Annotated in this window: 22 protein-coding genes and 1 pseudogene; 9 read left to right on the top strand and 14 right to left on the bottom strand. The window is 73.8% G+C overall.

Annotation, left to right across the window (positions count from 1 at the left end):
- Positions 1 to 181: 181 nt before the first annotated feature.
- Positions 182 to 1372 carry a hypothetical protein gene (locus tag ACFY0X_RS32445; protein ID WP_387759963.1) on the bottom strand — a complete coding sequence of 397 codons (1191 nt, stop codon included), beginning with the start codon at positions 1370 to 1372 and terminating at the stop codon, positions 182 to 184.
- 232 nt (positions 1373 to 1604) lie between these two features.
- Positions 1605 to 2981: a transcriptional regulator gene (locus ACFY0X_RS32440; RefSeq protein WP_355251029.1), complete on the bottom strand. Its 1377-nt coding sequence runs from the start codon at positions 2979 to 2981 to the stop codon at positions 1605 to 1607.
- A 306-nt stretch (positions 2982 to 3287) separates the two neighbouring features.
- On the opposite strand from ACFY0X_RS32440, the gene ACFY0X_RS32435 reads away from it, so the two are divergent.
- Positions 3288 to 4001, top strand: coding sequence for a bifunctional DNA primase/polymerase (locus ACFY0X_RS32435; protein WP_387759961.1), 714 nt, complete (start codon positions 3288 to 3290; stop codon positions 3999 to 4001).
- A 519-nt stretch (positions 4002 to 4520) separates the two neighbouring features.
- Here ACFY0X_RS32435 and ACFY0X_RS32430 read toward each other — a convergent pair.
- Positions 4521 to 5213 (bottom strand): metal-dependent transcriptional regulator, encoded by a 693-nt coding sequence (locus tag ACFY0X_RS32430; RefSeq protein ID WP_387759960.1) that lies wholly within the window; start codon positions 5211 to 5213, stop codon positions 4521 to 4523.
- Positions 5214 to 5434: 221 nt separating this feature from the next.
- On the opposite strand from ACFY0X_RS32430, the gene ACFY0X_RS32425 reads away from it, so the two are divergent.
- The 3 genes from ACFY0X_RS32425 to ACFY0X_RS32415 all read left to right on the top strand — a co-directional run bounded on the left by ACFY0X_RS32425 (position 5435) and on the right by ACFY0X_RS32415 (position 8299).
- Entirely contained in the window at positions 5435 to 6199 is a 765-nt protein-coding gene (locus tag ACFY0X_RS32425) for an SIS domain-containing protein (RefSeq protein WP_387759958.1), read from the top strand.
- Positions 6200 to 6461: 262 nt separating this feature from the next.
- Complete coding sequence (locus ACFY0X_RS32420; RefSeq protein ID WP_387759956.1) at positions 6462 to 7379, top strand: DUF4231 domain-containing protein; 918 nt, start codon at positions 6462 to 6464, stop codon at positions 7377 to 7379.
- Between the two features lie 23 nt (positions 7380 to 7402).
- Positions 7403 to 8299, top strand: a complete 897-nt coding sequence (locus ACFY0X_RS32415) for an alpha/beta fold hydrolase (RefSeq protein WP_387760043.1) — start codon at positions 7403 to 7405, stop codon at positions 8297 to 8299.
- On the opposite strand, the gene ACFY0X_RS32410 is transcribed toward ACFY0X_RS32415, so the two are convergent.
- The 3 genes from ACFY0X_RS32410 to ACFY0X_RS32400 all read right to left on the bottom strand — a co-directional run bounded on the left by ACFY0X_RS32410 (position 8270) and on the right by ACFY0X_RS32400 (position 14859).
- Positions 8270 to 9238 (bottom strand): 2-hydroxyacid dehydrogenase, encoded by a 969-nt coding sequence (locus ACFY0X_RS32410; protein WP_387759955.1) that lies wholly within the window; start codon positions 9236 to 9238, stop codon positions 8270 to 8272. The genes ACFY0X_RS32415 and ACFY0X_RS32410 overlap by 30 nt on opposite strands.
- A gap of 81 nt (positions 9239 to 9319) precedes the next feature.
- A complete protein-coding gene (fxsT, locus tag ACFY0X_RS32405; RefSeq protein WP_387759953.1) occupies positions 9320 to 13327 on the bottom strand; it encodes an FxSxx-COOH system tetratricopeptide repeat protein in 4008 nt (1335 codons plus the stop codon).
- A complete protein-coding gene (locus ACFY0X_RS32400) occupies positions 13324 to 14859 on the bottom strand; it encodes a TIR-like protein FxsC (protein ID WP_387759951.1) in 1536 nt (511 codons plus the stop codon). Before ACFY0X_RS32400 ends, fxsT begins: the two co-directional genes overlap by 4 nt.
- A gap of 197 nt (positions 14860 to 15056) precedes the next feature.
- Between ACFY0X_RS32400 and ACFY0X_RS32395 the strand changes: the two genes are divergently transcribed.
- On the top strand, positions 15057 to 15251 hold the full coding sequence (locus ACFY0X_RS32395) for a DUF397 domain-containing protein (RefSeq protein WP_387759949.1): 195 nt from the start codon (positions 15057 to 15059) through the stop codon (positions 15249 to 15251).
- A gap of 107 nt (positions 15252 to 15358) precedes the next feature.
- On the opposite strand, the gene ACFY0X_RS32390 is transcribed toward ACFY0X_RS32395, so the two are convergent.
- Positions 15359 to 15754: a MarR family winged helix-turn-helix transcriptional regulator gene (locus ACFY0X_RS32390; protein WP_387759948.1), complete on the bottom strand. Its 396-nt coding sequence runs from the start codon at positions 15752 to 15754 to the stop codon at positions 15359 to 15361.
- A 75-nt stretch (positions 15755 to 15829) separates the two neighbouring features.
- On the opposite strand from ACFY0X_RS32390, the gene ACFY0X_RS32385 reads away from it, so the two are divergent.
- A complete protein-coding gene (locus ACFY0X_RS32385; protein WP_387759946.1) occupies positions 15830 to 17302 on the top strand; it encodes an MFS transporter in 1473 nt (490 codons plus the stop codon).
- Between the two features lie 266 nt (positions 17303 to 17568).
- Here ACFY0X_RS32385 and ACFY0X_RS32380 read toward each other — a convergent pair whose 3' ends face one another.
- Positions 17569 to 17811: a hypothetical protein gene (locus ACFY0X_RS32380; RefSeq protein ID WP_387759944.1), complete on the bottom strand. Its 243-nt coding sequence runs from the start codon at positions 17809 to 17811 to the stop codon at positions 17569 to 17571.
- Positions 17808 to 18179 carry an ATP-binding protein gene (locus tag ACFY0X_RS32375; RefSeq protein ID WP_387759942.1) on the bottom strand — a complete coding sequence of 124 codons (372 nt, stop codon included), beginning with the start codon at positions 18177 to 18179 and terminating at the stop codon, positions 17808 to 17810. The genes ACFY0X_RS32380 and ACFY0X_RS32375 overlap by 4 nt, the downstream gene beginning before the upstream one ends.
- Before the next feature lie 168 nt (positions 18180 to 18347).
- Between ACFY0X_RS32375 and ACFY0X_RS32370 the strand changes: the two genes are divergently transcribed.
- Complete coding sequence (locus ACFY0X_RS32370; RefSeq protein WP_387759941.1) at positions 18348 to 19217, top strand: helix-turn-helix domain-containing protein; 870 nt, start codon at positions 18348 to 18350, stop codon at positions 19215 to 19217.
- A 2-nt stretch (positions 19218 to 19219) separates the two neighbouring features.
- Complete coding sequence (locus tag ACFY0X_RS32365; RefSeq protein ID WP_387759939.1) at positions 19220 to 19414, top strand: DUF397 domain-containing protein; 195 nt, start codon at positions 19220 to 19222, stop codon at positions 19412 to 19414.
- A gap of 41 nt (positions 19415 to 19455) precedes the next feature.
- Here the strand turns inward: ACFY0X_RS32365 and ACFY0X_RS32360 are convergent, their stop codons facing one another.
- The gene (locus ACFY0X_RS32360) at positions 19456 to 19959 is read right to left on the bottom strand and encodes a GNAT family N-acetyltransferase (protein WP_387759937.1); all 504 of its coding nucleotides are present in this window, start codon (positions 19957 to 19959) and stop codon (positions 19456 to 19458) included.
- 80 nt (positions 19960 to 20039) lie between these two features.
- On the opposite strand from ACFY0X_RS32360, the pseudogene ACFY0X_RS32355 reads away from it, so the two are divergent.
- Positions 20040 to 20243, top strand: a pseudogene (locus ACFY0X_RS32355) (DUF6879 family protein); the annotation flags it as partial.
- A 320-nt stretch (positions 20244 to 20563) separates the two neighbouring features.
- Here ACFY0X_RS32355 and ACFY0X_RS32350 read toward each other — a convergent pair.
- The 4 genes from ACFY0X_RS32350 to ACFY0X_RS32335 form a co-directional block, all read right to left on the bottom strand.
- Positions 20564 to 21298 carry an aminoglycoside N(3)-acetyltransferase gene (locus tag ACFY0X_RS32350; protein ID WP_387760042.1) on the bottom strand — a complete coding sequence of 245 codons (735 nt, stop codon included), beginning with the start codon at positions 21296 to 21298 and terminating at the stop codon, positions 20564 to 20566.
- Between the two features lie 146 nt (positions 21299 to 21444).
- Positions 21445 to 23850 carry an FxsB family cyclophane-forming radical SAM/SPASM peptide maturase gene (locus ACFY0X_RS32345; protein ID WP_387759935.1) on the bottom strand — a complete coding sequence of 802 codons (2406 nt, stop codon included), beginning with the start codon at positions 23848 to 23850 and terminating at the stop codon, positions 21445 to 21447.
- Positions 23851 to 23905: 55 nt separating this feature from the next.
- The gene (locus ACFY0X_RS32340) at positions 23906 to 24091 is read right to left on the bottom strand and encodes a hypothetical protein (RefSeq protein WP_049660424.1); all 186 of its coding nucleotides are present in this window, start codon (positions 24089 to 24091) and stop codon (positions 23906 to 23908) included.
- Between the two features lie 341 nt (positions 24092 to 24432).
- Positions 24433 to 25491, bottom strand: a complete 1059-nt coding sequence (locus tag ACFY0X_RS32335; RefSeq protein WP_387759934.1) for an aKG-HExxH-type peptide beta-hydroxylase — start codon at positions 25489 to 25491, stop codon at positions 24433 to 24435.
- Positions 25492 to 25831 lie beyond the last annotated feature (340 nt).

Below are 25831 nucleotides of genomic sequence, written 5' to 3'. Positions count from 1 at the left end.
GGGCCGGCGCCCCCGGCCGCGCCCGGGTTCGGGCGCGGGCGGGGGGCCGCCCCCCGGGGCCCGCCCGGGGGCGCCCCCCCCCCCCCGCGCGGGGGGGGGGGGGGGCCCGGCGGGCCCCCCCCCCCACCGCTCAGGGGCCGTCACCGTCCACGGGACGGCGCCGTTCACGGCCCGCCGTCGCTCACAGGTCGCCGTCGCTCCGGTTGGGCAGTCCGGTCTGGCCGGCGATCGCGTTCCAGAGGGTGGCGGCCTGCTTCTTCGCGGTGGTCGCGGTGCCGCTCGCCTGGACGGCGTTCTTGTAGTGCTGGTTGTCCTGCTTCTTGGCGTCGCAGGCGCCCTGGGCGTCCTGCGCCCAGGCGGCGTACTCGTCGTCGGCCAGGGCCGAGGCCGTCCAGGCCGCGTTGAGCTGGTCGACCAGCTGCTGGCCGCCGGGCAGCTTGTCGGTCTTCAGCTGGCCGAGCTTGCTCTGCAGCTCGCGCCGCTTGCCGGCCGCGGCGGTCAGCGCCTGCTGCGACTCGGGCAGCTTGTCGCACTTCTGCACCGAGGCGACCGCGGAGACCACCGAGCTGCGGCTGTCGCTCGCGGTGCCCAGCAGGTCCGAGAGCGGCTGCGCCTGGGCCTTGACCTCCGGGTCGACGGCCGCACCTGAGCCGCTCGCGCTCGGCGTCCCGGGGGTGGCGGCGGTCGCGGCGGAGGTGGCGGCCACCGGGGCCTTCTTGTCGTCCTTGGGCGCGTCGCCGCCGCTCATCAGGACGGCGACCAGGATGCCCGCCGCCGCGCAGCCCGCCACCACGCCGCCGATGATCAGCTTGTTGGAAGGGCGTCCGCCGCGCCCCGAGCCGTCCCCCTGGGTCGCGTCGTACCCCTGGTCGAAGCCCTGACCGTAGCCCTGGCCCTGCTCCGGGGCGTAGCCCTGGCGGTAGTCCTGCGCCGGATAGGCCGGCTGCGGCTGCGGCTGCGCGGCCGGCGGATAGCCCTGGTAGCCCGGCGCGGGCTGCGGCTGCGGGTAGCCGGGCTGGGCCTGCGCCGCCGGGTAGCCGCCCGCCCGCGGGTCGCCGACCGGGTAGGGCGGCAGGTGCTGGGTCTCCGGGGCCGGATCGGCCTGCGGGGCGCCGTACCCGGGCTGCGGGGCGCCCCAGGGAGCCTGGCCGGGCATCGGCTGCGCGGGCATGGCCTGGGTCGGCAGCACGTGCGCGCCCTCGCCGAGGTACTCCGGCTGCCCGGACGGCTGACCCACCGGCGGCACGGCCGAGTGGCCCTGCGGCTGGCCCGGCTGCCCCGACGGCTGCCCCTGCGGCTGGCCGGGCTCGGGGCGGAACAGGTCGTCCAGGTTGAAGTCACCGGAGTTCGGGTACGAGCGGCGCTGACTCAACGCGATTCCTCACCTGTGCAGGACCGCGCACTGACGGCGGACCACATCTCGTCGGTTCTTGGGAGCATCACAGTTCCTTGGACGTCGCGCCCACGCTACCGGTTCGCCTCACCGGGTGACCACGTGGGCGGGACATCCGTCACGCTCCCTGCACAGACGATCTGCGGCCCGCCTCCGCCGCCCCGCCGTCCGTCCCGGGATCAAGCCGTCCCGGGCTCGGTCGGCCCGGGTCTCAGGCCGCCTCCGCATCCGCCCGGGCGTGGAACTCGCGGACCACCCGCTGCTCCCGGTACGGCTCCAGCCTGCGCCGGAACTCGTCCAGGTACTCCACGCCCCGGTTGGAGCGCAGCCCGCTCAGCAGCCGGACCGCCTGGGCGCCCGTCTCGCAGGCGCGTTCCAGGTCCCGCTGCTGGAGCTGGGCGGTGGCCAGCAGGACGAGGTCCACGGCGCGGCGCCGGACCCTGGTCGGCGGGTGCAGGTCGAGCGCCCGGCGGGCGTAGTGCTCGGCCTGGCCGGCCTGTTCCAGGTCCCGGTGGCAGTGGGCCAGCTCGTCCGCGAGGTAGGCGTCGTCGAAGTGGGCGATCCAGTCCGGGTCGTCCTCCGGGCGGCGCTTCTCCATCATCTCCAGCGCCCTGGCCGACACCGTCTCGCAGGAGCGGGCGTCACCGAGCAGGGCGTGGCCGCGGGCCTCGGCGGCGTAGAACATCGCCATCGCCGTCGGGGTGGCGACCGAGCGGGCGCCCTCCTGGGCGGCGCGGGCGAGTTGGGCGATCTCCCGCGGGTTTCCGAGGGTGGCCGCGAGGTGGCTCATCGAGGCGGCCAGCACGTAGCCGCCGTAGCCGCGGTCGTCGGCGGCCTGGGCCAGCCGCAGCGCCTGGATGTAGTAGCGCTGGGCGAGCCCGGGCTGCCCGGTGTCCACCGCCATGTAGCCGGCCAGTTCGGTCAACCGGGCCACCGCGGCGAAGAGTTGGCGCCCGGTCTCCTCCCGGTAGGCGCCGCCGAGCAGGCCGGAGACCACCGAGTTGAGGTAGTGCACCACCACCGGGCGCACATGACCGCTGCCGAAGCGGTGGTCCAGGTCGACCAGCATCGCGGTGGTCGCCCTGATCGCGGCCACGTCGGTCGGGCCGACCCGGGGGCCGCCGGCCCGCGCCACCACCGGGTCCGGCGGGGTGATCAGCCAGTCCCGGCTGGGCTCCACCAGCGCGGAGGCGGCCACCGTCGCCCCGGTCAGGAAGTCCCGCCGGCCGACGTCGCTGCGCCACAGCTCGCAGACCTGCTCCAGGGCGGCACCGATGGTCGGCGCGAACTGGAGCCCGATGCCGGAGCTCAGGTTCTTGCCGTCCGCCATGCCGATCTCCTCGACCGACACGCTGCGGCCGAGCTTGCGGCCGAGGGCCTCGGCGATCACGGCCGGCGCCTGCCCGCGCGGCTGCTGCCCGCGCAGCCAGCGGGCGACGGAGGTCTTGTCGTACCGAAGGTCCAGCCCGTGCTCGGCGCCGCAGAGGTTGACCCTCCGGGCCAGGCCGGCGTTGGAACAGCTGGCCTCCTGGATCAGTTGCTGCAGACGCTCGTTGGGCTGTCGTGCGACGAGTGGTCTCGCGGCCATTGGGCTTCGCCTCCCCACACCCTCCGGTCCCGGCCGGCGGGCGACGATTCTGCTGATCTGTTGCCGACTGTCCGACCGTCCAAGGAATCTGACACAAGGTTAGCGATCAGCAACGCCAGCGGGATACCCACGGTGACGAACCGCACCCCCCTTGCGCCCTGGGAAATGCTCCCGTGCGCCCCCGCTGCGCCTGCCCTCGACCCCACCAAATCGGTCGGCTAACCGGAACGGGTGACATTGCCGGGATGCACCCAACCGGGCGCCATCGGGCCGTAACCAGCCTCACACACGGTAGTTGAGCAGCCCGTGGAAGACATCCCCGACGCCTCGGGCCGGAACGAGACGGCCGACGTACCCGCCTTGCTCGTCGAAGCCGTCGGCTACGCCGAGGCCTGCCACTGGGAGGTGGCCCCGGGCGCCTGGCTGATCGACGACGGCGACGGCGGCGTCCGCTGCTCCTGCGGCGACCGGCGCTGCACGCTGCCGGGCGCGCACCCGCTGGACACCGACTGGGCGCGGCGGGCGAGCGCCGGGCCCGGCGCGGTCCGGGCCTGGTGGACGGCGCAGCCGCAGGCCTCGGTCCTGCTGCCCACCGGGCGCTCGTTCGACGTGCTGGACGTCCCGGAGACGGCCGGCTGCCTGGCGCTCGCCCGGATGGAGCGGATGGACCTCCAGCTCGGCCCGGTCGTCGTCCAGCCCGCCGCGCCCGGGCGGATCGGGCGGCGGCTGCACTTCCTGGTGCTGCCCGGGATCGCGGCCAGGCTCCCGGAGCTGCTCCGCCGACTCGGCTGGCCGCCCGGCCGACTGGACCTGGTCGCCCGCGGCGAGGGCGACTGGACGGTCGCACCGCCGTCCCGGATCGGCTCGCTGGGGTACGCCCAGTGGGCCCGCTCCCCCACCGCGCTCAACCGCTGGCTGCCGGACGCCGCCGAACTGATCAGTCCGCTCGCGTACGCCTGCGGCCGCGAGGCGCCCTCGGCCCGCGCCGCCCGGGCCGCCCGGCCGGCGCCGGTGGGCTGAACCCGGCCGGTTCCGTCCGGCCCCAGACGGCCGCCCTCTGCCGATCGGGTGAGGGCGCGCACCGCGCGACACAACGCGCGCGAGTGACGGGCCTTGTCCCCCACCGGGGACGGGGCCCGTCATACGCATGTCCGGATAAGGCTTCCGTGTACCCGCTGGTCAACCGTAGAAGCCCCTCGGACGAGTGACAGCACTCAAGGATTGCCATGATCGGCCGAGGGGAGGAATTGCGGTGTGTGGGGACGCCGGGAGGGGCGCTCGGACGGGGAAGCCGGGCGGCGGCGGTGGAGGGGAGCGGGAGGGACGGAGGGGAACGGGAGGGAGCAGGGAGGGACGGGAGGGAACGGGGAGGACGAAGGGGCCCGCTGCACGGGGAGCAGCGGGCCCCTTCGCTGTCCCGGCTCCGCCCCGCCGACGGGACGCGGGCTCAGGCCCGGGCCGTAACGCCCGGGGCCGGGGGCCGGGGGCCGGGGGCCGGGGGCCGGGCCGTAACGCCCGGGCCCGGGCCGGAACACGGGCTCAGGCCTGGGCGACGAAGACGTGCTGGGCGATGTCCTTGCCCAGCTCCGCCGCGTTGTCGCCGGTGCCGACCAGCACGCCGCCGACGCCGGCGCTCACCTTGACCGTGGAGCCCGGCCGGACACCGGCCCGGCGCAGGGTGCTCATCAGCGCGCTGTCGGTCTGGATCGGCTCGCCGATCCGGCGGACCACCACGTCGGCCCCGGCCTCACCCGGCCTGACGGTGTCCAGCGCGACGAGCCCGGCGTCGAAGCCCTCCCCCTCGGCCTTGGTGTCGCCCAGCTCGTCCAGGCCCGGGATCGGGTTGCCGTACGGGGACTGGGTGGGGTGGCCGAGCATGGCGAGCACCTTGCGCTCGACCGTCTCGCTCATCACGTGCTCCCAGCGGCAGGCCTCCTCGTGCACCTGCTCCCACTCCAGGCCGATCACGTCGACGAGCAGGCACTCGGCGATGCGGTGCTTGCGCATGACGCGCACCGCGAGCCGGCGGCCCTCCTCGGTCAGTTCGAGGTGGCGGTCCCCGGCGACCTGGAGCAGCCCGTCGCGCTCCATCCGGCCGACCGTCTGGCTGACCGTGGGGCCGCTCTGTTCGAGCCGCTCCGCGATCCGGGCACGCATCGGGACGATGCCCTCCTCCTCCAGCTCCAGGATGGTGCGAAGGTACATCTCAGTGGTGTCGATCAGCCCAGACATCGCCGCTGGCTCCGTTCTTCGGTGTCCTCACCGCCAATTCTGACGTACCGGACCGACAACCGGGCCCGCCCCGGGGCTCCGGAGAGCCGTTTTGTTCCTGTTGACAACGATGCCGCCGGAGCGCGACCGTGCTCGCCGGAGCTTTCTCCCCCGGCGGTCTGGACCACCCGGACCACCCCACCCGGCCGGAATCCCCCACCGGCAGAGAGCGAAGGCAGCAGATGAACGACCTGGTCGGCCGGTACTTCGACGCCGCGATCTCCCACCTCCAGCGGGTCCGCGAGGAGGAGGCCGACACCATCGAGGCCGCCGCCGCGCTGCTGGCGGAGGCGATGGCGGAGGGCCGCCGGGTCTTCGCCTTCGGCGCCGGGCACTCCGCGCTGGCGGCCCAGGACGTGGTCTACCGGGCCGGCGGGCTGGTCCCGATGAACCTGCTGAACGTCCCCGGGGCGGTCGGGGTGACGGTGATGCCCGCGCCGCTGTCCAGCGCGCTGGAACGGGTCTCCGGGCTGGCCACCGCCACCCTGGACCTGACCCCGGCGACCACCGGGGACCTGCTGTTCGTGATCTCGCTCTCCGGCCGCCAGGTGATGCCGGTCGAGCTGGCCCGGTACGCCCGGGACCGCGGCCTCAAGGTGGTCGGGGTGACCTCGCTGGCGTACCCGGACGAGGTGCCCTCGGCGCACCCGACCGGCACCTACCTGAAGGACCACTGCGACGTGGTGCTGGACAGCAAGATCGCGGTCGGCGACGGCGAGCTGACCCACCCCGGCGCCGAGACCACCTTCGGCCCGGTCTCCACCGTCGTGACCAGCGCGCTGATGCAGGCCGTGGTCGCCTCGGCGGTCGGCCGGCTCGCCGACCGGGCGGCCGCCGGGGAGTGCCCCGCGCCGCCGCTGTTCCGCTCCGGCAACGTCCCGGGCGGCACCGAGTGGAACGCCAAGCAGATGGCCGAGAACGCCGACCGGGTCTTCTACACCTACTGACCCGCACCCGGCCCACCGCCCCGCACCGGCCCGGTCGCCCGCGCACACCCGCCGCCCCCCGCGCGCCCCCCGCCACCTCCCCGCACGCTGGGTGCCGGGCCGAACACGGGGAGTACCGGACAACCACCGGGCCTTCCCGGCCACATCCGGCCACCCCGGGCGCCACCAGGCGTACCGGCGAGCCGCCCGGGGCAGGAAAGGGTGCGACCGGAGCGACTGGTGGGGGCCGAACATGGCGTCTGTTGCGGGACGGACCGGGTGGGTGCGTGAGCGGGACCTGCTGCCGGAGTTCTTCTGGGCCGCCGACGCGGCCTCGCTGCGCGGGCAGCGACGCTCGGTGCTGCTCTGCGCCTGGGAGCTGGTCCTGCTGGTGGTCGCCGCGGCGACCGGTTCGGCCGACGGCGAGCCCTGGGCCTGGCCGGCGGCGGTGGCCTACCTCGGCGCGGTCGCGCTGGCGCTGGTGGCCGGCCGGCAGAACCCGCAGGGCCTCTGGTACGAGGGCCGGGCCGCCGCCGAGTCGGTGAAGACGCTGGCCTGGAAGTACGCCGTCCGGGCCGACGCCTACCAGCCCCCGCCGCGCCCCCTGCCGGACGCCGAGGGCCTGTACCGCTTCCAGCTCGCCCGGGTGCTCGGCGCGTTCCGGGACAGCCCGGTGGCCGTCCCGGAGGCCGGGGTGGGGATCACCCAGGCCATGCGCGACCTGCGCGGGCAGCCACTGGCGGTGCGCCGCGAGGTGTACCTGGCCGAGCGGATCCAGCTGCAGCACGACTGGTACCTCGCCAAGGCCCGCTACTGCGCCCGCGCCGGGTACTGGGCCGGGGTGCTGGGCGTGCTGCTGCCCGCGCTCGGCCTGGTGCTCGCCCTGCTGCGGGCGCTCGGCGCGTTCGGCTACGACGCGCTGGGCACGGTCTCGGCGGTGGCCGCCTCGGTCGCCGCCTGGGCGCAGCTGCGCCAGTACCGGCCGCTGGCCGCCGCGTACGCCCTGGCAGCCGAGGAGCTGGCGCAGATCCAGCGCCAACTCGCCCGACTGGACCTGGATTCGATGGAGGCCGAGGAGGTCTGGGCCCGCCTGGCCCGGGACGCCGAGGACGCGATCTCCCGCGAGCACACCACCTGGCAGGCCCGCCGGGAGGTGCGCACCACCACCGACCGGGAGCACGCAACCGACCCGGATCACTGAGGAGGCCGCAGGTGTCGTTACGGATGGTCAAGACGGCGGACCACCGCGCGCTCGCCGTCGAGTCGCTCGGCGACCCGCGCGGCCGTCCGGTGTTCCTGCTGCACGGCATGCCCGGCAGCCGGGTCGGCCCGCACCCGCGCAGCACCGTGCTGTACCGGCTGGGCGTCCGGCTGATCTCGTACGACCGGCCCGGCTACGGCGACTCCACCCGGCTGTTCGGCCGCCGGGTCAGCGCGGCGGCCGCGGACGTGCGGACCATCGCGGACGAGTTCGGGCTGGACAGCTTCGCGGTGCTCGGCCGCTCCGGCGGCGGCCCGCACGCGCTGGCCTGCGCGGCGCTGCTGCCGGAGCGGGTCAGCCGGGTGGCGGTGCTGGTCGGGCTCGCGCCGCGCGACGCGGCCGGCCTGGACTGGTACGCGGGGATGACCCCGTCCAACGTCCGCGCCTACAAGGAGGCCGAACGCGGGCACGGCCGGATCACCGACTCGATGGAGTTCCGCTCCCGGCAGATCAAGGACGACCCGGCCCGGCTGCTGAACGGGCTGCGCACCGAACTCTCCGCCGCCGACCGGGAGGTGGTGGCCGACAGCGGGCTGCGGCGGATGCTCCAGAGCAACTACCGCGAGGCGTTCCGGCACGGCGCGGACGGCTGGATCGACGACATGATGGCGTTCACCGCCGACTGGGGGTTCGACGTCGGGTCGATCCGGGTGCCGACCTGGCTCTGGCACGGCGCGGACGACCAGTTCTCCCCGGTCGACCACTCCCGCTGGCTGGCCGACCACATCCCGGACGCCGAACTGTTCCTGGAGCCCGGCGCCGCGCACTTCGGCGCGTTCCGGGTGATGACCACCGCGCTGGCCTGGACGGCGGGGTGGGGCGATCCGGGGTCACGCCCGTACCGGCGTCAGGGGCGCTGAGCCGCCGAGCACCGCCAGCACGTTGTCCACCGCCAGGCCGCCCATCGCCTGCCGGGTGCGGACGGTGGCGCTGCCCAGGTGCGGGGCGAGCACCGCGCGCTCCTGGGCGAGCAGCGCGGACGGGACGGCCGGCTCGTGCTCGAAGTTGTCCACGGCGGCGGCGAACAGCGCGCCGGACTCCAGCGCGGCGGCCAGCGCCTCCTCGTCCACCACGCCGGCGGTCATGCTGACCACCACCGCGCCGCGCGGCAGCAGGGCGAGCCGGCGGGCGTCCAGCAGGTGCCGGGTCGCGGCGGTGAACGGGCAGGTGACGACCAGCACGGTGGAGGTGGCGAGCAGCTCCTCCAGCGGCTTCCAGTCGGCGCCCTCGGCCTGCTCGGGCGGCAGTTCGGCGCGGTTGTGGTAGCTGACCGGCATGTCGAAGGCGCGGGCCCGGCGGGCCACCGCCTGCCCGATCCGGCCCATGCCGAGCACCCCCAGCGGGGTGCCGGCCAGCTCCAGGCCGAGCAGGAAGTTCGGCGCCCAGGTCCAGGGCGCGCCGGAGCGCAGCAGGCGCTCGCCCTCGCCGAGCCGGCGGGTGGCGGCCAGCAGCAGCGCCCAGGCCATGTCGGCGGTGGCGGTGGTGAGCACGCCGGGGGTGTTGGTGACCAGCACGCCGCGGTCGGCGCAGGCGGCCACGTCCACGTTGTGGTACCCGACGGCGTGGTTGGCGACGACGGCCAGCCGCGGGCCGGCCGCGTCGAGGAACTCGGCGTCCACCCGGTCGTCCAGGGTGGTGATCACGGCCCGCCGGCCGCGGACGGCGTCCAATAGGTCGGCCCGGTCCATCGCCCGGTCGGAGTCGTGGCAGGTGGCCTCGTGGTGCGCGGTGAGCCGTTCGACGACGCCGGGGGCGAGGCGCCGGGTGACCAGGACCGGGGGCGGGGTCCGCTCGCTCATGCGCACCCCTCGGTGGTTCGCTCGCTGCGCTCACTCATGGTTCGGCAGCGTACCCCGCCCCCGGTCCCGGACGGCTCCCGGTCAGACCGGCTGCGGCTCCAGGTCGCGGTTGATCCGCTTCCAGCCGCGCGCCGAGACCGTGTTGGGGTGCTCCTCGCCGAACTGCCGGATCAGCTCGGAGATCGCCCGCGCCCGCAGCTCGGCGGCCTGGGTGTGCCGGCCGGCCGCCCGCAGGGTGATCGCCAGGTTGGCCTCGCAGGCCACCGCGTCCGGGTGCTGGGCGCTGTAGCGGTCGCACAGCCCCTGGTACGCGGCCCGGCCGAGCCGCTCGGCGCGGTCGGTCTGCCCGTCGTCGCCGTAGGCGTTGGCCAGGTTGATCATCGCGTTGAGGGTGTACGGGTGCTCCGGCCCGACCGAGCGGGTCAGCCCCTCGACGGTGAGCCGGCCGCGCTCGATGGCGCCCTGGACGTCGCCGCTGCCCCGCAGGTAGATGCCGAGGTTGTTGGCGCAGGCCAGGGTGAACGGGTGCTCGTCGCCGAACAGCCGCCGGTGGCCCTCGAAGACGGTGGAGCAGAGGTCCCGGGCGGCCTCCTTGTCGCCGGAGGCGCTGTGGTCGGCGGCCAGGTTGAGCGCGCAGGCGAGCGCGTCGGGGGCGTCGGCGCCGTAGCGCTCCAGGTAGCGCTCGTAGGTCTCCTTGGTGATCCGGCGGGCCTCGGCGAGCTGGCCGATCCGGCGCAGCGAGACGGCCAGCGACTTGGCGTTGCGCAGGTTCTCCGGCAGGTCCGGGTCGAGCACGTCGCCGAGGTCGGAGGTGACCTCCTGGAGGAGGTCCACCGAGCCGCGGTAGTCGCCGAGTTCGCGCAGGTCGCGGGCCAGGTTGGACTTGGTGGACAGGGTGTAGGGGTGCTTGGGGCCGAGTACGGCGGTGCGCCGGTCGAGGGTCTCCTGGTCGAGTTCGCGGGCCGCCTCGCTGTCGCCGACCAGCCGGTAGTCGATCGCCAGGTTGTTCGCCATGGAGAGCGTGCGCGGGTTGTCGTCACCGAACAACTCGCGGAACTGGTCGAGGATTTCGCGGTCGAGGTCGAGGGCGGCCTGGAACCGGCCGAGCGCCCGGCGGTCGGCGCCGAGCGAGCCGGCCGTCATCAGGGTGTACGGGTGGTGCTCGCCGAGCAGCGCCCGCTGGCGCTCCAGGGTGTCCTCGTCCAGGGCCAGCGCCTCGCCGTAGTTGCCCTGGGAGCGCAGCACGTTGGCGAGCTGGAACCGCAACAGCAGGGTCTGCCGGTCGTCCTCGCCGAGCTTGCCGGTCCACTCCACGTCCAGGGCGTGGCCGAGGTCGCGGGCGCGGTCGAGTTCGCCGCGCTTCCACAGGTAACGGACCCGGTCGATGAGCAGCTGGCGGGTGTCCGCCTCGTCGCAGTTGTGCGCCTTGGACGGCGACAGGTGCGGCCAGATCTCGTCGAAGGCGGGCCAGTTGGCCGGGTCGTCGGTGTCGCCGAGGACGGGCCGGGCGCCGGTGAGGATGCGGTGCACCTCGTGGACGGCGATCTCCTGCTCCTCGTCGGTCATCCCGGCCCGGATCACCGCCTGGACCAGCCGGTGCACCTGGAAGCTGTTGCTGCCGGCGTCGACCTTCGCCAGCGCGTACCGGCCGATCGCCTGGATCACCTTGCCCAGCATGAACTTGTCGCTGAGGTCGGCATCGAACCTCACCAGCGCCCGGATCATCTGGTCGCTGTAGAAGAGGTTCATCGAGATCGGCTCGGGCGCGAAGAACGCGCACAGCTGGAGCAGCCGGACGGCCGCCGGGGACTGCTGGCGCAGCCGTCCGATCGACACGTTCCAGGTCGCGGCGACCGGGGTCGGGTAGTCGGCCGGGCGGCCGACGGCCAGCGCGCGGGCGGCCTCCGCGTGCAGCTGGGAGACGTAGGTCTCCACCGGGGTGCCGGTGGTGTCCAGCCAGGCGGCGGCCACCTCGACGGCCAGCGGCAGGTCGCCGACGGCTTCGGCGACCCGGTCGGCGTCCGGGCGGGAGAGGCTGCGGGCGCGCCGGCACAGGTGCTCGACGCTCTCGCCGCGGGTGAAGACGTCGACCTCCAGCGCCTCGGCGTGCCCGGTCCAGGCCTGGTTGCGGGAGGTGACCAGGATGTGGCCGGAGCCGCCGGGGAAGAACCGGCGGATCTCGGCGGGCTCGTCGGCGTTGTCGAAGATCAGCAGCCAGCGCGAGGTGGGCACGCCGCGCCGCAGCGCCTCGCGCGCCGCCTCGGCGGCCTCGGTCACCGAGTCGCCGACCCGCAGGCCCAGCCGGCGGGCGAGTTCGGCGAGCGCCGGGGCGACCAGCTCGGTCTGCTCGGCGTCGATCCACCAGACCAGGTCGTAGTCGGACATGAAGCGGTGGGCGTACTCCAGCGCCACCTGGGTCTTGCCGACGCCGCCGAGCCCGTACAGGGTCTGCGGGGTGGGCAGCACGGCCGCCATGCCGCCGCGCAACTGGTTGCGCAGTTGCTCCAGGACGGCGGCTCGGCCGGTGAAGGAGGGGTTGCGCGGCGGGACGTCCCACACCGAGGGCTTGCTGCCGGGGAACCGCGGGCCGCCGCTGGGCGCGTCGTCGAGCGGCGCGTCGCCGCGGCCGAGCGCGCGCAGCAGGCTCTGGATCGACTGGGTCTCGTCGCGGCCGACCAGGTCGACCGGGTTGCGGTTGCTGAACGGCGCGGTGAGCCGCACGTCGCCGACCCGGACCGGCAGCAGCTGGCGCCGGGTGCCGGAGGGGTCGGAGCTGACCACCGACTCCCACAGCGCCCGGGCCTGCGGGGAGCGCTGGTAGGCGGGCGAGAGCACGGCGACCGTCCGGTACGCGGAGTCGATGCCGCGCTCGGTCTCCTCGCGCGGGTCGGTGCCGGCGCTGAGGTCGCGCGGCAGCACCCGGAAGCCGGCCCTGGTCAGGACGGACTCGATCCAGTCCGCCCACATCCGGTCCTCGGGGACGTAGGAGAGGTAGAGGTCGGCGGGCACGGACGGGCGGCGGCGGGTGAACGCGTCCACGTAGCGCAGCCGCACCTCCTCGTCCATCGCCGGCAGGCCGGCCGCCCGGCCCTCGGTGATCACGGAGGTGAGCCGCTCGCAGGCGGCCAGCATCGAGGTGGGCGTGCCGGTCTGGTCGCCGAAGGTGGCGAGGATCTCCTCGTAGGCGTAGAACGGCCGGTACGGGATCTCCACCGAGCCCCAGTACTGGGCGAGTTCCTCGCCGTTCAGGCCGGCCGGCAGCCCGTCGAAGCGGACCCTGGCGAGGGCGCGGCCGGCGTCCGCCTTCTCCTTCTCGCCCTCGTCGATGCGCATCGGGACGGGCAGGATGCGGATGCCGCGCTCGCGGTAGCGGTCGTGGATGTGCTGGGCGATCCGGGAGGCGCCGTCGATGGACTGGTCGCTGAGGGTGAAGCAGACCACCAGGTCGTCGGGCATCTGGACGGTGCAGATCTCGGCGATGTCGGACAGGCCGGTGCGGGAGTCGATCAGCACGTAGTCGTAGCGCTTGGCCATGTCGGCCTTGAGGGCGTCGAAGAACTGCCCGCCGTCGAAGCGGTCGTAGAAGATGTCCCAGTCGAGGTGGGTGACGGCCTCGGAGTAGTCGCGGTTGAACTGGCCCGCGGAGAGGAAGTCCAGGCTGCCGCCGGCCGGGAAGTACGGCCAGGTGAGCGAGAGCGCGTGCGGGTGCACCCGGGCGAAGTCCAGGTGCCAGCCCTCGGCGTGCTCGACCGGGCGCAGCGCCTCCTCGCGGTACTCGGCGATCAGGTCCATCATGCCGGTGGTGCCGGCCAGCGACGCCGGGTCGAGGAACGGGTGGAAGAACTTGGCGAGGCCGGGCGCCTCCAGGTCCCAGTCCACGGTGAGCACCCGGAAGCCGTTGGCGGCCAGGATCCAGGCGGTGTTGGCCAGCGCCATGGTGCGGCCGGTGCCGCCCTTGTACGAGTAGAAGGTGATGATCCGGCCGTTGCGGTGCTGTTCCGCCGCCTGCCGCTCGGCCTCCCGCTGGGCGGCCAGGTCGGCGGAGGTGAGCCCGCCGAGGCGGAGGTTCCTGGTGCGGTTGTCAGTCATCGCGGTCCTCGTCCTCCCAAGGGCGCCATCCCGTCATCGGGTTCATCGCCGTCGTCGCGGTGCGGGTCGTGCTCGCGGTACGGGTCCTGCGCTCGGTGCGGGCTCTGCTCTCGGTGCGGGTCGTGCTCGCGGGGCGGGCTCTGGCCCCGGGGCGGGCCCTGCTCCCGGTACGGATCCTGCGCTCGGGGCCGGTCCTGCTCCCGGTGGGGGCCGCCGCCGTCGCCGCGCTCCTCGTCCTCCTCGAAGGGGTCCACCGGGGCTCCGTCCGGTCCGTACCCGCCTCCCCCGCGGCGGAACGCCTCCCGCAGGCTCGGCCGGGGCGACGGCGGTTCCTCCGGTTCGGCCCTGGTGCGGCCCTCGAACGCGTACTTGGCCTTCATCGCCGCCCGGGGCAGGGCGTCGTCGAAGTCCTCCAGGGTGTGCAGCCCGGTCGGGCCGGTCGCGCCGAGGAAGCTCGGCCGACTGGCCCGCCGGCTGATCCGCAGCGCCTCGTCGCTCAGCTCGCCCAGCTCGTCCGCGCATTCGGCGCACTCCGGGTCGTCCCTGTTGAACGGCTCCAGGATGCTCACCCAGGTGGCGTCCGAACGGTCGAAGCGCCGGACCAGCTCGCGCCGGCGCGGGTCGCGCAGCGCCCAGCGGTCGAGCAGCAGCAGGCCGGGCGCCTCGGCGTTGCCGCCGATGATCGACTCGACCTCGTCGTCGAACTCGTGCACGGTCGGCTGGAACCCCAACTGCCGTGCCAGCCGGACGGCGTGCTGCGCGATCGGCGAACCGACCGGCTGGTACGGGTGCCAGTCGGTGCGCCGCTCGCCGTAGTAGTCGGGGCTGCGGTCGGCGGGCAGTTCGTGCTGGTGGTAGGCGAGTACGGAGATCCGCAACTGCTTGGTCGGGGCGGTGACGTTGAACGCGCTCGGGAGCGTGTTGAACTCCAGCCGCCGCCCGACCGGGATCACCGTCTCCTCGGCGACCTGCACGATCCGGGCCGCCAGCCGGTGCACGGCCAACTCGTAGGAGGAGCGGAAGTAGCTGAGCTTCATCAGCGCGTACAGGCCCTCGGTGGCGTACTCGGGACCGAAACTCGCGTGGTTGAACTGGAGTTCGCTGGCCACGTCGGGCAGCCGGTAGCGGCTCATCGGCGCCCACAGCACCGGGACGATGCCGCTGGTTCGCTCGGAGTCGAGGTTCGCCGGGTAGACCGGCCGACGGGTGAAGGCGTGCCATTCCTGGCCGCACGGAACGCTGTTGAAGTACCTCGGGGAGTAGAGCGGCACGAAGACCCGGCACGTCGCCAGCTCCTCGGAGAGTCGGTCGGCCCACAGCTCGCCCTGGTGCATGGACTCGTCCATGAAGCCGACCGCGACCCCGTCCGGGACGGTGGTGAGCTGGAGCACCGCCTCGCAGAGGTCCCGGTACAACTGCCTGACCCAGTGGTTCGGATCGCCCGCGCCCCGCGCACCGGCCTTCGGGGTGTGCGCGTAGGAGAGGAAGAAGTACGGCCGGGCGTCGTCCTCGTCCCAGCCCCGGTCAGTCACACGCGCCTCCCCCGGGCCCGTCGGCAACCTGCCTCCCGCAGCCCCCGTGCGGCGGGGCTTCAGTGTAGGAACGACTGACACCCCAATGGAATAGCACAACGTCTCGCACGAATTGACATGACCGAAACGATGCCGCGACCCGTGCACTGGGAGCAGTACCCTCGTTCCGGCCGCCGCGCACCACCAGGAGGGCACCTGTGGACCACCTCGACTGGCAGAGGTCCAGCACCAGCAGCGACAAGGACGACTGGATCGAGATCGCCTCCGAGGGCGATCACGTCTACATCCGGGTGTCCGACGACCCCACCAACATCGTCACCACCACGCGCGTCAAGTTCAACGCCTGGGTGCGGGGCGCCAAGGCCGGCGAGTTCGACCACTTCGTGGCCTGACCCGGCCGGCCCCGCCGGGCTGGGGCGGGACACGGTCTCGCCCGGGCGGGGCGGGACGCCGTTTCGCCCGGGCGGGGCGGGACGCCGTTTCGCCCGGCCGGCTGCCCTCAGGCCAGCCACACCCGCGCGTTGGCGCTCTCGTCCGCGATCCGCCGCAGCCGCCCGTCGACGACGGCGGCCGCCCGCCGGAAGACCTCCCGCCCCGCGTCGGTGAGCTGGATCTGGTGGCCCCGGCCGTCGCCGGGCGAGGGCCTGCGGTCCACGTACCCCGCCTCCACCAGCTGCGTCACCAGCCGGGAGACCTGCGGCTGGCTGCGCGAGGTGCGGGAGGCGACCTCTCCGGGGCGGACCCACTCCCGCTCCGCCCAGAGCACCTCCATGATCTCGTACGCGCTCACGCAGAGACCGAACTCGTCGGACAACGCGTGCTCGATCCGCTGGTTCAGCTGCGCGCAGACGCGCACCAGGGACAGCCACCGATCGGTCAGGGGAGTGTTCGCCACGCTCCGAGTCTAGATCCGACCCCCTGGCATGTCGATTCATGCGCATGTATCTTGTCGCCTCGGAAAGGAGCACCGATGACTGACGCGACCTCACTCATGGCCGCCGAACCGCAGAACGACCGCACCCGAGGCCCCGGACGGAGGCCGCCGGACCGCGAACCGGAACCCGCCAGGACCTCCTGGCTGCCGATGGCCGCCGTCGGCGTGGCCCAGCTGATGGTCATGCTGGACTCCACGGTCGTGAACGTGGCGCTGCCCTCGATCGGCTCCGCGCTCCCCGCCGACCGGACCGCCCTCCAGTGGACGGTCAGTGCCTACGTCCTGGTGTACGGCAGCCTGCTGCTCCTCGGCGGCCGGGTCGCCGACGCCGTCGGGCGGCGCCGGGCCTTCCTGGCCGGCCTGGCCACCTTCGCCGCCGCCTCCGTCCTGTGCGGCCTCGCCGACGACCAGGGCGGGCTGATCGCCGGCCGCGCGCTCCAAGGCCTGGGAGCCGCGGTGCTCTCCGCCGCCGCCCTGTCGATCGTGGTGACGGTGTACCGGAACGAGGAGCAGCGGAAGGCCGCCCTCGCCACGTGGAGCGGCCTCGGCGTGATCGGCGCCATCCTCGGCGCCGTCCTCGGAGGGCTGGTCGTCTCCGCCGTCAGCTGGCGCTGGGCCTTCCTGATCAACATCCCGATCAGCCTCGCCTCCGCGCTCACCGCTCTGCGCAGCCTGCCGGCCCGGCGCTCCGAGGGCCGGCGCCCGCTGCGGCTGCCCACCGCCCTGCTCGCCACGGCCGGCCTGGCCTGCCTGTCCTTCGGCCTGATCCGGCTGCAGGACGGCCTGACCTCCGCCCCCGCGTGGGCCGGCCTCGGCCTGTCCGCGGCCCTGCTCACCGGCGTCGCCCGGGCCGAGCTGGGCACGTCCGACCCGCTGCTCCCGCTGCACCTCCTGCGCGTCCCGACGTACTGGCTCAGCAGCCTCGGGCTGCTGCTCGCCGCGATCGTGATGATGGGCAGCTCCTACCTGGCCAGCAACTACTTCCAGGGCGCCCACGGCATGAGCGCCTTCGCCACCGGCCTCGCCATGCTGCCGATGGGCCTGGCCGCGCTGTTCTTCGCCTCCGTCGTGCCCCGGCTCATCGGCGCCGTCGGCCCGGGCCTGACCTACCTGGTCGGCGCGCTCACCCAGATCGCCGGTGCCGCCGTCCTGGCCACCGGGCCGTCCACCACGGCCGTCGCCGTCGTCGCGCTGGCCGTCATCGGGGCCGGCCTGCCCACCTGCTTCGTCCCCCTGTACGGGATCGGCACCGCCCACGTCCGCCCCGAGGAGTCCGGCGTCGGCTCCGGGCTGCTGAACACCTTCAACGAGAGCGGCGCCGCCCTCGGCATCGCGGTGATCGGCACCGTCCTGGCCGCCTCCCTGGACGGCGACGGCGCGGCCACCCCCGACGCGCTGACCACCGGCGTCGGCCACGGCTTCCTCGCCGTGGCGGTCTGCGCCGCCCTCGCCGTCGCCATCGCCCTGGGCCTGCACCGACTCACCCGCGCCCCCGGACGGGAAACCTGAGCCCTGCCCGCCGGGACCCTGCGCAGGAAGTCGGCCGGGCCGACTTCCTGCGCGCGGAGTTGGCCCCGAACGCCGTCGCAGACCTCGTACTCGACACGTCCATCACGGCCCGGGGCCGCTGGCCGACCGCCGACGCGAGCTCCCCGCTCGCGGATGCCCCGCTCGCGGATGCCCTGCTCGCGCGGCTCGACCTCCTCACCGCCGGCTCCAGGGACTGAGCACACGGGCGCGGGCCCCGTTCGGCGAACGGGGCCCGCGTGCGCCGGTCAGCGGTGGCGCTTGAACTCGCGCAGGAGCGCGAGCAGGTTGATCACCGTGCTCGCCGGGACATTGCCGAGGGAGACCAGGACCCGGCCGTTCATCACGGTCTCGCCCGGCCTGGCGGACGGCCACAGGAGGCCGAACTCGCGGCTCTCCGCGCGCAGTTCCACGATGAGGCCGGCGAGTTCGCGGCTGGTGAGGTGGTGGATGGCCGGGTCGGCGGGATGGATGGGGTGGAGGGCGTTCACGCGACGTGGCCGTCCAGCTCGAACCAGACCCGCTTGCCGAGCTTCTGCGGTTCGGCGCCCCAGCGGTGGGTGAGCCCCTCCACCAGCTGAAGGCCACGGCCGGACTCGGCCTGGAAGTCGAACTTCTGACACCTCGGCAGTTCTGAGCTGCGGTCCGCGACGGAGACGCGGAGGGTGTTGCCGGAGTAGACGACCGTGACGACGGGCGAGAGCGTCGCCCCGTGCCGCCAGGCGTTGACGACCAGCTCCATCATGGCGAGTTCGGCGTCCCCGATGGAGGAGTCGGGGTACCCGGCGCGCGACATCGCGTCACGCAACACCTCACGGGACACGGTGAGGGAGGGGGAGTTGAGGTGGGGGTCACACATGGGGAATCTCCCAGCGGTGCAGAGGCATGCCGTACAGACAGGCACTGCTGACGACCCATCCGGTCGGCTGCGTTATTTAACTGTAGGGGGATACGCCTCAACTCTGCAACACGCCCCGCTCATGCATCTACACTTTGCGTAGGCACCGATCGCGCGAAGGGGCACCTCATGGGGTTCAGGACTGGGATCAGCGAACGACAGCGCCGCCTTGGCGAGGAACTTCGTCGTGTGCGAGACGCCGCAGGACTCTCAGCTCTAGAGATCGGCCAAGCCCTTGGTGTGAAAGGGCCGAACATCAGCCACACCGAGGCTGGCAGGCTTGGGCTCAACCTTGAGCGGCTGGGTGCTTGGCTCGACATCTGCAACGTCACCGATCCCGAGTACCGCGCCGGCCTCATCGCCATGAGCGAGAGTTCGGGCAAGGGCTGGTGGACCGAGTTCAAGCACGACGTGATCCCTCCAGCCCTCGATCTGGCCGAGGTGGAGGCCAACGCCACGGGCCTCGACACCTACGAGACACTCCTGATCCCCGGCCTCTTGCAGACCAAGGCCTACAGCGAGGTCATCCATGGGTACAACGACAGGAAGGTCGAGTTCCGTCGACAGCGCCAAGGGCTCCTGACAGGTGAGAACGCGCCTCCGCTCCGGGCAGTGATCCATGAAGCCGCCCTGCACATGATGTACGGAGGCCCTACTGTCATGCGCGACCAGCTGACGCATCTGATCGAGATGAGCCAGCTGCCCCACGTGACGATCCAGATCCTCCCGTTCGACTGCACTACCTACACGTCGACCGACACCCCGTTCATGCTCGCCCGGGGATCACACGCTCGGTTGCACACGGTTCTTCTCGAACATCCCCATGGCTCCACCTTCGTAGGAGATCCTGAGTCCGTGGCAGCGTTTGACCAGAAGTTCGACCGGGTCAGGGGTCTGGCTCTCCCTCCCCTGTCAGTTTCCGCTCCGGCACCGTCCGCCACCTATCGTGACTCGATGGGCTTGATCCAGCACATCCGTTACAAGGTCCTAGGAAGGTGACCATGAGGCAGCTCATCTGGCAGAAGTCGAGCTTCAGCGGCGACCAAGCCAACTGCGTAGAGATCGCCTCCGACGGCGACCGCATCTATATCCGCGAGTCGGACGACCCCGCCCACATCGTCACCACCACCCGCACCAAACTCCACGCCTGGATCCGCGGCGCCAAGGCCGGCGAGTTCGACCACTTCGCCGTCTGATCCCCCTCCCCCGTGCCATAGCCCGGGGGACGGGGATCGGCTCACGCGTCGGGGTGCTTGGGCAGGGCCAGCCAATCTGCCCAGGACATCTCGCGGCCGAGGAAGCGCGGCTGCTCGAACGGCCAGTCGGCGGCGATCCACTGCGGCACCAGTGCGTCAAACGCCTGCTCGACCTCGCCGCCGACCAGCCGGTCCACCACCCACCAGGAGATCTCGCCGTCCGCGCCGGCCCTCTCGGGCGGGTCGATGTAGACGCAGCCGAGCACGGCCGTCTCCGCCGCGTCGAACAGCGCGTAGTTGAAGGACCGGTGTGCGGCGATCTCCTTCGCGTGCCGCAGCAGGTCCGCCTGGTTGGCCTCGTAGGTCATGGTGGCGGCGGGCCACCCCCAAGCCGGCCCGAAGATGCTGAACAGCCGCTCGCGCGAACCCATCACCGCCGGGTAGTCCAACGGAGCGTCCGCCTCCCGGACCGGCCGCAGGTGATAGGCGCCGCCCAGCAGCGGCACCAGAACGGGATGGACGAAGTCATCGGGAAGCCAGCTCATGGCGCCCGACCGTAGCACCGCCCGGCCGCCGACTCCTCTGCATTTCTTCCCCTGCCGACCGCACAGCGCCCGCGAACAACCGCGTTGACATCCTGTCGCGGCCGCTGACCCCCTACCTCCGGTTCGAACTCGGCTGGGGCTACACCAAGAACGCCACGGCCGGGGAGGAGTTCTTCATCCTCGGCGCCGACAAGGAGCCGACTGCCGAGAACTGGTTGGGGTACCGCGAACTCGCCCTGAGCCACGCTATGCCCTTCGCCGAGTGGTGGGAGCGGTTCGGAAGCGTGAGAGAGCCGGGCCTTGGGAATCCGTGGCGACGACCCGTGACGGGGGAAGTCGGCTGGGCCGACTTCCCCCGCAGGGAAGGCTTCTCGGCCGGTGCCCCAGGGGCCTGGGGCACCGGCCGTGGGGCGTCTGCCCACTTCAGGTAGGAGGTCTTCGTGCGCCGGAAGTCGACCTGGCCGACTTTCCACGCACGGAAGCGCCCGCCGCTCCGGCGGAGCCGGAGCGGCGGGCGGGGTGGGGCGGCGGGGTGGGGCGGCGGGGTGGGGACGGGGGCGGGAAACGGTGGGGTCGGAAGGAAGTCGGGAACCACGCGCGGGTTTCAGGGGCGGCTGCGGCGCAGGATGCCCTCGGCGAGGTCGACGGCCTCCCGGACCGGCACGAGCCGGCACTCCGCCGCGCCGATGCGGCCGGTGGTGATGCCGCGGGCGGTGCGCAGGACCTCGGCGCCGAGGCGGTCGAAGTGGAGGTCGTCCAGGTCGGGGGCCCGGAAGGTCGTCCAGCCGTCCGTCCCGACGCAGCGGTACTCGCGCACGGCCACGTCGGGCATCCGCAGGTCGGCCAGGTGGAAGGCGGTGAAGCGGCCCATCGGGACGCCGAGCATCAGCACCCGGGCGTCCAGGTCGTAGAGCCGCCCGAGCGGCGACTCCGGGCCGAGGTGGGAGGTCAGCGGGTGGTGGGCGGTGACCTCCCGGGCGAGCCGGCCGACAGCCGCCCAGGAGGTCTGCGGGTGTCGGCTGCGCAGCGCGCCCGGCCACGACCGGACCGCCTCGGACAGCGCCCCCATGGAGGGCGAGGCCGGGGTGGTGGCCGGGTCGAAGCGGGGCATCCGGGCCTGGTACTCGGCCAGCTCCGCCGGGGAGAGCCCGGCGGTGGCGGACTGGTGGATGCGTGACGTGGCGGAGTTCTCGGGCGTGGCGGTGTAGGCGACCAGGGTGCCGTCGGGGCCCAGGACGTCGAGCAGGGCCCCGACCACACCGGCCGCCCCGCCGGGCACCGGTCCGAGGGTTCGCAGGGACGCCTGGACGTGCAGCACCGTGCCCGGGCGGACCCCCAGGCCGAGGAGGTCGCGGACGAGCGGGTGGACGGGGGAGGCGACGGCGGAGAGGACGGCGGCGCCGCCGGCGCGGGATTCGGTGAGGATGGCGTCTCCCCGGGGTTGAGGGCCCCGGGCGGGGGAGGTCCCGGGGCGGCGGGTGGAGGTCAGACCCCGGCCCGTTCCCGCCGTACCCGGTCCGCCGCCTGCTCGGCGGCGGCGGGCAGCGGCAGGGCGAGCCAGGGTGCCACGGTGGCACGCATGCCGTCGGCGAAGCGCAGGCCGGTCCCGGTCAGGGATCCGGACGACGCCAGCCGCTCCACGGCCTCGGCGGTGTACCGCCGCCAGAGCGCGAACTGCGCCCGCGCCCGGTCGGCGGCCGTGCCCGGCAGTCCGTCGTACGCGAGGGTGCGGGTGCCCCAGTACTCGGTGACGGCCAGGTGGGCGTACGTGCCCTGGAGCAGCCCTTCGAGCGGCCGGGGGTCGGGCCGCCAGGGGGCGAAGTAGAGCGTGGGGTCGGCGCGGTCGTAGAGGTCGGTCAGGTCCAGCACCGCGCCGAGCTTGACGTGCTGGAACTCGTGGGCGAGCAGCAGGGCGAGGGTCGGCGCGGTGGCCGGCCGGGCGATGCCGACCGCGCCGTACGCCTGCCGGGCCGCCGAGCTGACGTCCCGGCCGGTGGGGCCGGGCCGCAGCGGGGTGACGGTCGTCAGGCCGGCCCGGATGCCCTCGGCGTACCCGGGCAGGTCGCGCCCGAGCAGCTCCCAGGCCTCGCGCAACGCGCCCGTCCAGTCGAGCAGTTCGCCCGCGGAGAGGCGCTCCGCCACCGGGTGGTCGTGGCAGTCGCGCAGCGGGTCGGTGTCCTCCAGGGCGACGGTCCAGCCGTCGGCCAGCCGGATCCGCCGCAGCGGTTCGTCCGGCACGGTGTGCACCGAGCCGTCGGACGCGCGCACCTCGAAGCCGTCCGCCCGTGCGGTGACCACGGCCTCGCCGTCGGGTACGGCGATCCGGCCGAGCGTCGGCAGGTGCAGCCGTCCGCCGCGGACGGGCACGGCCACCGCGTCCCCCCGCCCGGCCCGTACCGCGGCCGCCGCGGTGAGCGCGGCCAGCGGGCCGAGTCCGACGGCGAGGTCCCCGGCGAGCCGGCGGGCCGCCCAGACACGGGCGTACGGGTGGGCGAGCACGGTGTCCACGGCGGCGGGGGCCGCCGCGTCGAGTTCCGCCAGCAGGGCCCACGCCTCGGCCCGCCCCTGTCCGGAGGCGTCCCAGGCGGCGGCCAGCAGCGCCCGGGTGAGGGCGAGTTGGGAGCGGCCGAGGGCGGCGACGGTCTCCGCACCGCCGTATCCGCGCGCGAGTTCGTCGAGTTGCGACGGGGTGAGCGCGGCGGGCAGCAGCGGCTCGGCACCGGGCGGCGCGGCCTCGACCGCCTGCGCCGGAACGCCGACCGGACTCCCGCTCCCCGCAACGCCGTTGATGAACGTCATGAGATCACCGCAGTAGACGGAGGGATGGTCGAAGCTGCCTCCCCCATCGTCGCTCCGATAGCGGTGGGCGTACAGCCCGCCACCGCAGGAGCGGACCACGGAGCAGGCGCGGCAGGCCTCGGCGAGCCCGGCCAGGCCGGACTGGCGGGCGGCGATGCCGGGGTGGCGGGCGAGGTCGTCGAGGCTGTGCGCGAAGACGTCCATCCCGGTGGCGGGTGCGCCGTCGTACGCCGTCTTCAGGCTGTCGGCCTGCTCGAAGGTCCCGTCCGTCTCCAGGACGGCCAGGTCGGAGGGCTCCAGGCCGAGCGACTCGGTGAGGCTGGAGAACCCCCGCAGGGTCCGGTGCACGGACTCGAAGGTCCGGACCGAGAAGGGCCGGCCGTCCGCCTCCCACAGTCGGTGGACGGTCAGCAGCCAGTCGGCGTAGGGGGTGGCGCCCAGCGCGGCGGGGCGCTTGGGCGGCTCGTCCCAGGTGGCGTGCGGGAGCAGGAAGTCCACGGCGGGCGGGCGGAGTTCGGCCAGCGCCCGGTACACGGCCGCCGGGTCGTTCTCGACGTCCATGGTGCACAGCAGCCCGGCGAACAGGTGCCGGTGCGCGGGCTCGTTCAGCAGGGCGACCGCCCGCAGCACCTGGGGGTGGCTGCTCCGTCCGTCGGCGAAGCGCCGGTGGCGGTCGTTGGCGGCCCGGTCGCCGTCCAGCGAGATGCCGACCTTGATGTCCTGCTCCGCGAACAGCGCGCAGAAGTCGCGGCTCAGTAGCACGCCGTTGGTGTGGATGCGCAGGTCGAGCGCGCAGCCGGGCGGGAGCGCCGCCCGGAGCACCTCGGCGGCGCGGCGCAACCGGTCCGGGCCGGCGAGCAGGGGTTCTCCCCCGTGCAGGACGACCCGGACGGCGGGAAGCCGGTGGGCGGCCGCGTGCTCGCCGATGCGCTCGGCGGCCTTGGCCATGATCCCGTCCGCGATGACCTTCGGCCGGGATCGCCAGCTGCTGTCCGCGTGTTCGTAGACGTAGCAGTGGTCGCAGGCCAGATCGCACCTGCTGTGCATCTTGACCACGAACTGCGTCAACGGCAGCGGATTCGACGTCGTCATGGAGCTGGACTGTTCGGTTCGGCTCGGTCTGGTTCCGCTCGGCGTTCCGGGTCGGTCAGATCGAGGAGTTGAAGGCAGCGACCGGCACGAGGCCGGAGTCCGCGCCGGGGAGCGCGCGCTGGAGCCGGGAGGCGAGCTCTTCCGCGCCGAGCGCGGCGAGATCGGCGAGCGAGGGGCGTTCCGGCGTCTCCTGAGGGTCAGTGAGCTTGCCGGCCGGCCTGGTGCTGGTTACCGGAGTCATGTTCGTTTCCTTAGGCGCGGTTAGGACCTGCCGAGGGTGGGTAAGCCCACCCGGTTGCGACCAATGTAGTGCCCGCGAAGGCTCCGCGCGGCACCTTGCGGACCCGAGTTGAGCCCCACAGGCGGCCGACGTCGTACGACGGCGCGATGCACCCCCAGAATTCACCCGTTCAGCGGTCGCGCACTTCGCCGTGGCGCACGCCGAAGCGTGTCGCCGGGGCGAAAATGTGGACCGGCCGCCGGGCACACCCCGGGAGTGCCCCGCGGACCCCCCGGACAACCGCCCCATCCGGCCGAAACACCCGCCGCGCCTGCTTCGTTCCCCCGGCCCGCCGAACCGCCCTACTCCCCCAGCCCCCGGACGGTCCGCACCAGCTCCTCGGTGAACTCCACTCCGCTCACCGTCAGTTCACCGCAGCCCAGGAGCGTCTCCCCGGCACTCAGGGTGTGCGCCCGCCACCGGACGAACTCCCCGTACGCGCGTTCGGCCCCCCTCCCCCCGGCCGCCGCCTCCGCCCGCCAGAAGTCCGCCACTCCCAGGTGCGCGTACGCCCCCTGGAGCAGCGCCCCGGCCGGGCGCAGGTCCGGCCGCCAGGGGGCGTGGTGGACGGCCGGGCCGTTGGGCCGGTGCAGCGGCACCAGGTCCAGCAGCGCGCCGAGTTGGACGTGCAGGAACTCGTGCACCAGGGCCAGCGCCAGCAGCACCGGATCGCCCGGAAGCGAGGCCGCCACCGCGCCGTACGCCCGCCGCGCGGCAGCGCTGACCGCCTCCCCGCCAGGAGCCGGCCGCAGCGGCACGACGGTGGTCACGCAGGCCGCGACCGCCTGGGCGTACCGGCGGTGACGACGCACCAGGATGTCCCACGCCTCAGCCAACCCGCGTTTCCAGAGCGCGAGTTCGGCACCGTCGAGCGGACCAGCCGGCGGCCGCCCGTAGTCCACCCGGCGCGGCCCGCAGTGGTCCACCGACGGCGCCCAGCGCAGCCCGTCGCACTCCAGCGTGAGGACCGGCCCGGGGCCCGGACGGAGGAACTCGCCCAGTTCGCCCAGCGGAACGTCCTCCCCCGCCGCCGCACCGCGCAGGCAGTCGGCCGCCCAGGCGTCCAACTCCGGCCGCAGCAACGCCTCTTCCCACCGCTCCCGATCCTCCCGCTGCAACGCCCGCACCCGGCCGTACGCCTCCCGGTAGCCCTCGTGCTCCGGAACCGCCCGCCGCAACGCCAGCAACAGCAGCGCCCGCTTGCTCAACTGCCCGGCCCGCAGCAGCCGGACCGCCTCCGCCCCACCGCGCGCCCCCGCGATCGCCCGGAACGTCCCCCGGTCCACACCGTGCCGCGGCAGCCCGTCCGCCCCCCGCGCACCCGGCACCCAGGCCGCCACCACCTCACCCGTACCCGCCACCACTCCTCCTCCGCACCGGCCCCATCCGCCCCGCAGTCTCCCCCCGCCACCCCGAACAATCCGCCCGACGACGCCCCATGACCCGAACGGCCGAACCGCCCCCCGCGCCCCCACCACCCCAGCGGGCGCGCAGGGCTAAAGCCCGCGCGCCCGCAGCACCCCCACACCCCCCAGCAGCACCCCCCAGCACCCACCGCCCGCCCCACCCACACCCCCACCCACGCACCCGCCCACCCACGCACCCACCCACGCACCCCTCCCCCACCCCAGCGAGAGGGACGCGCTGCGGAAGGGGGCGGCGCAGGGGGTGGGTGCGGAGAGGGGCGTGACGGGTGATTTT

Source organism: Kitasatospora sp. NPDC001547 (assembly GCF_042894165.1).
GTDB lineage: Bacteria > Actinomycetota > Actinomycetes > Streptomycetales > Streptomycetaceae > Kitasatospora.
The sequence above is the reverse complement of the archived record's forward strand: the minus strand, read 5'-3'. Positions and strand labels throughout refer to the sequence as shown.

What these genes read in the sequence shown, in the direction of transcription:
- ACFY0X_RS32440 (WP_355251029.1), bottom strand. Translation starts at nt 2,981, where the DNA reads ATGGCCGCGAGACCACTCGTCGCACGACAGCCCAACGAGCGTCTGCAG.
- ACFY0X_RS32430 (WP_387759960.1), bottom strand. Translation starts at nt 5,213, where the DNA reads ATGTCTGGGCTGATCGACACCACTGAGATGTACCTTCGCACCATCCTG.
- ACFY0X_RS32425 (WP_387759958.1), top strand. Translation starts at nt 5,435, where the DNA reads ATGAACGACCTGGTCGGCCGGTACTTCGACGCCGCGATCTCCCACCTC.
- ACFY0X_RS32415 (WP_387760043.1), top strand. Translation starts at nt 7,403, where the DNA reads ATGGTCAAGACGGCGGACCACCGCGCGCTCGCCGTCGAGTCGCTCGGC.
- ACFY0X_RS32410 (WP_387759955.1), bottom strand. Translation starts at nt 9,238, where the DNA reads ATGAGCGAGCGGACCCCGCCCCCGGTCCTGGTCACCCGGCGCCTCGCC.
- fxsT (WP_387759953.1), bottom strand. Translation starts at nt 13,327, where the DNA reads ATGACTGACAACCGCACCAGGAACCTCCGCCTCGGCGGGCTCACCTCC.
- ACFY0X_RS32385 (WP_387759946.1), top strand. Translation starts at nt 15,830, where the DNA reads ATGACTGACGCGACCTCACTCATGGCCGCCGAACCGCAGAACGACCGC.
- ACFY0X_RS32375 (WP_387759942.1), bottom strand. Translation starts at nt 18,179, where the DNA reads ATGTGTGACCCCCACCTCAACTCCCCCTCCCTCACCGTGTCCCGTGAG.
- ACFY0X_RS32370 (WP_387759941.1), top strand. Translation starts at nt 18,348, where the DNA reads ATGGGGTTCAGGACTGGGATCAGCGAACGACAGCGCCGCCTTGGCGAG.
- ACFY0X_RS32365 (WP_387759939.1), top strand. Translation starts at nt 19,220, where the DNA reads ATGAGGCAGCTCATCTGGCAGAAGTCGAGCTTCAGCGGCGACCAAGCC.
- ACFY0X_RS32360 (WP_387759937.1), bottom strand. Translation starts at nt 19,959, where the DNA reads ATGAGCTGGCTTCCCGATGACTTCGTCCATCCCGTTCTGGTGCCGCTG.
- ACFY0X_RS32345 (WP_387759935.1), bottom strand. Translation starts at nt 23,850, where the DNA reads ATGACGACGTCGAATCCGCTGCCGTTGACGCAGTTCGTGGTCAAGATG.
- ACFY0X_RS32340 (WP_049660424.1), bottom strand. Translation starts at nt 24,091, where the DNA reads ATGACTCCGGTAACCAGCACCAGGCCGGCCGGCAAGCTCACTGACCCT.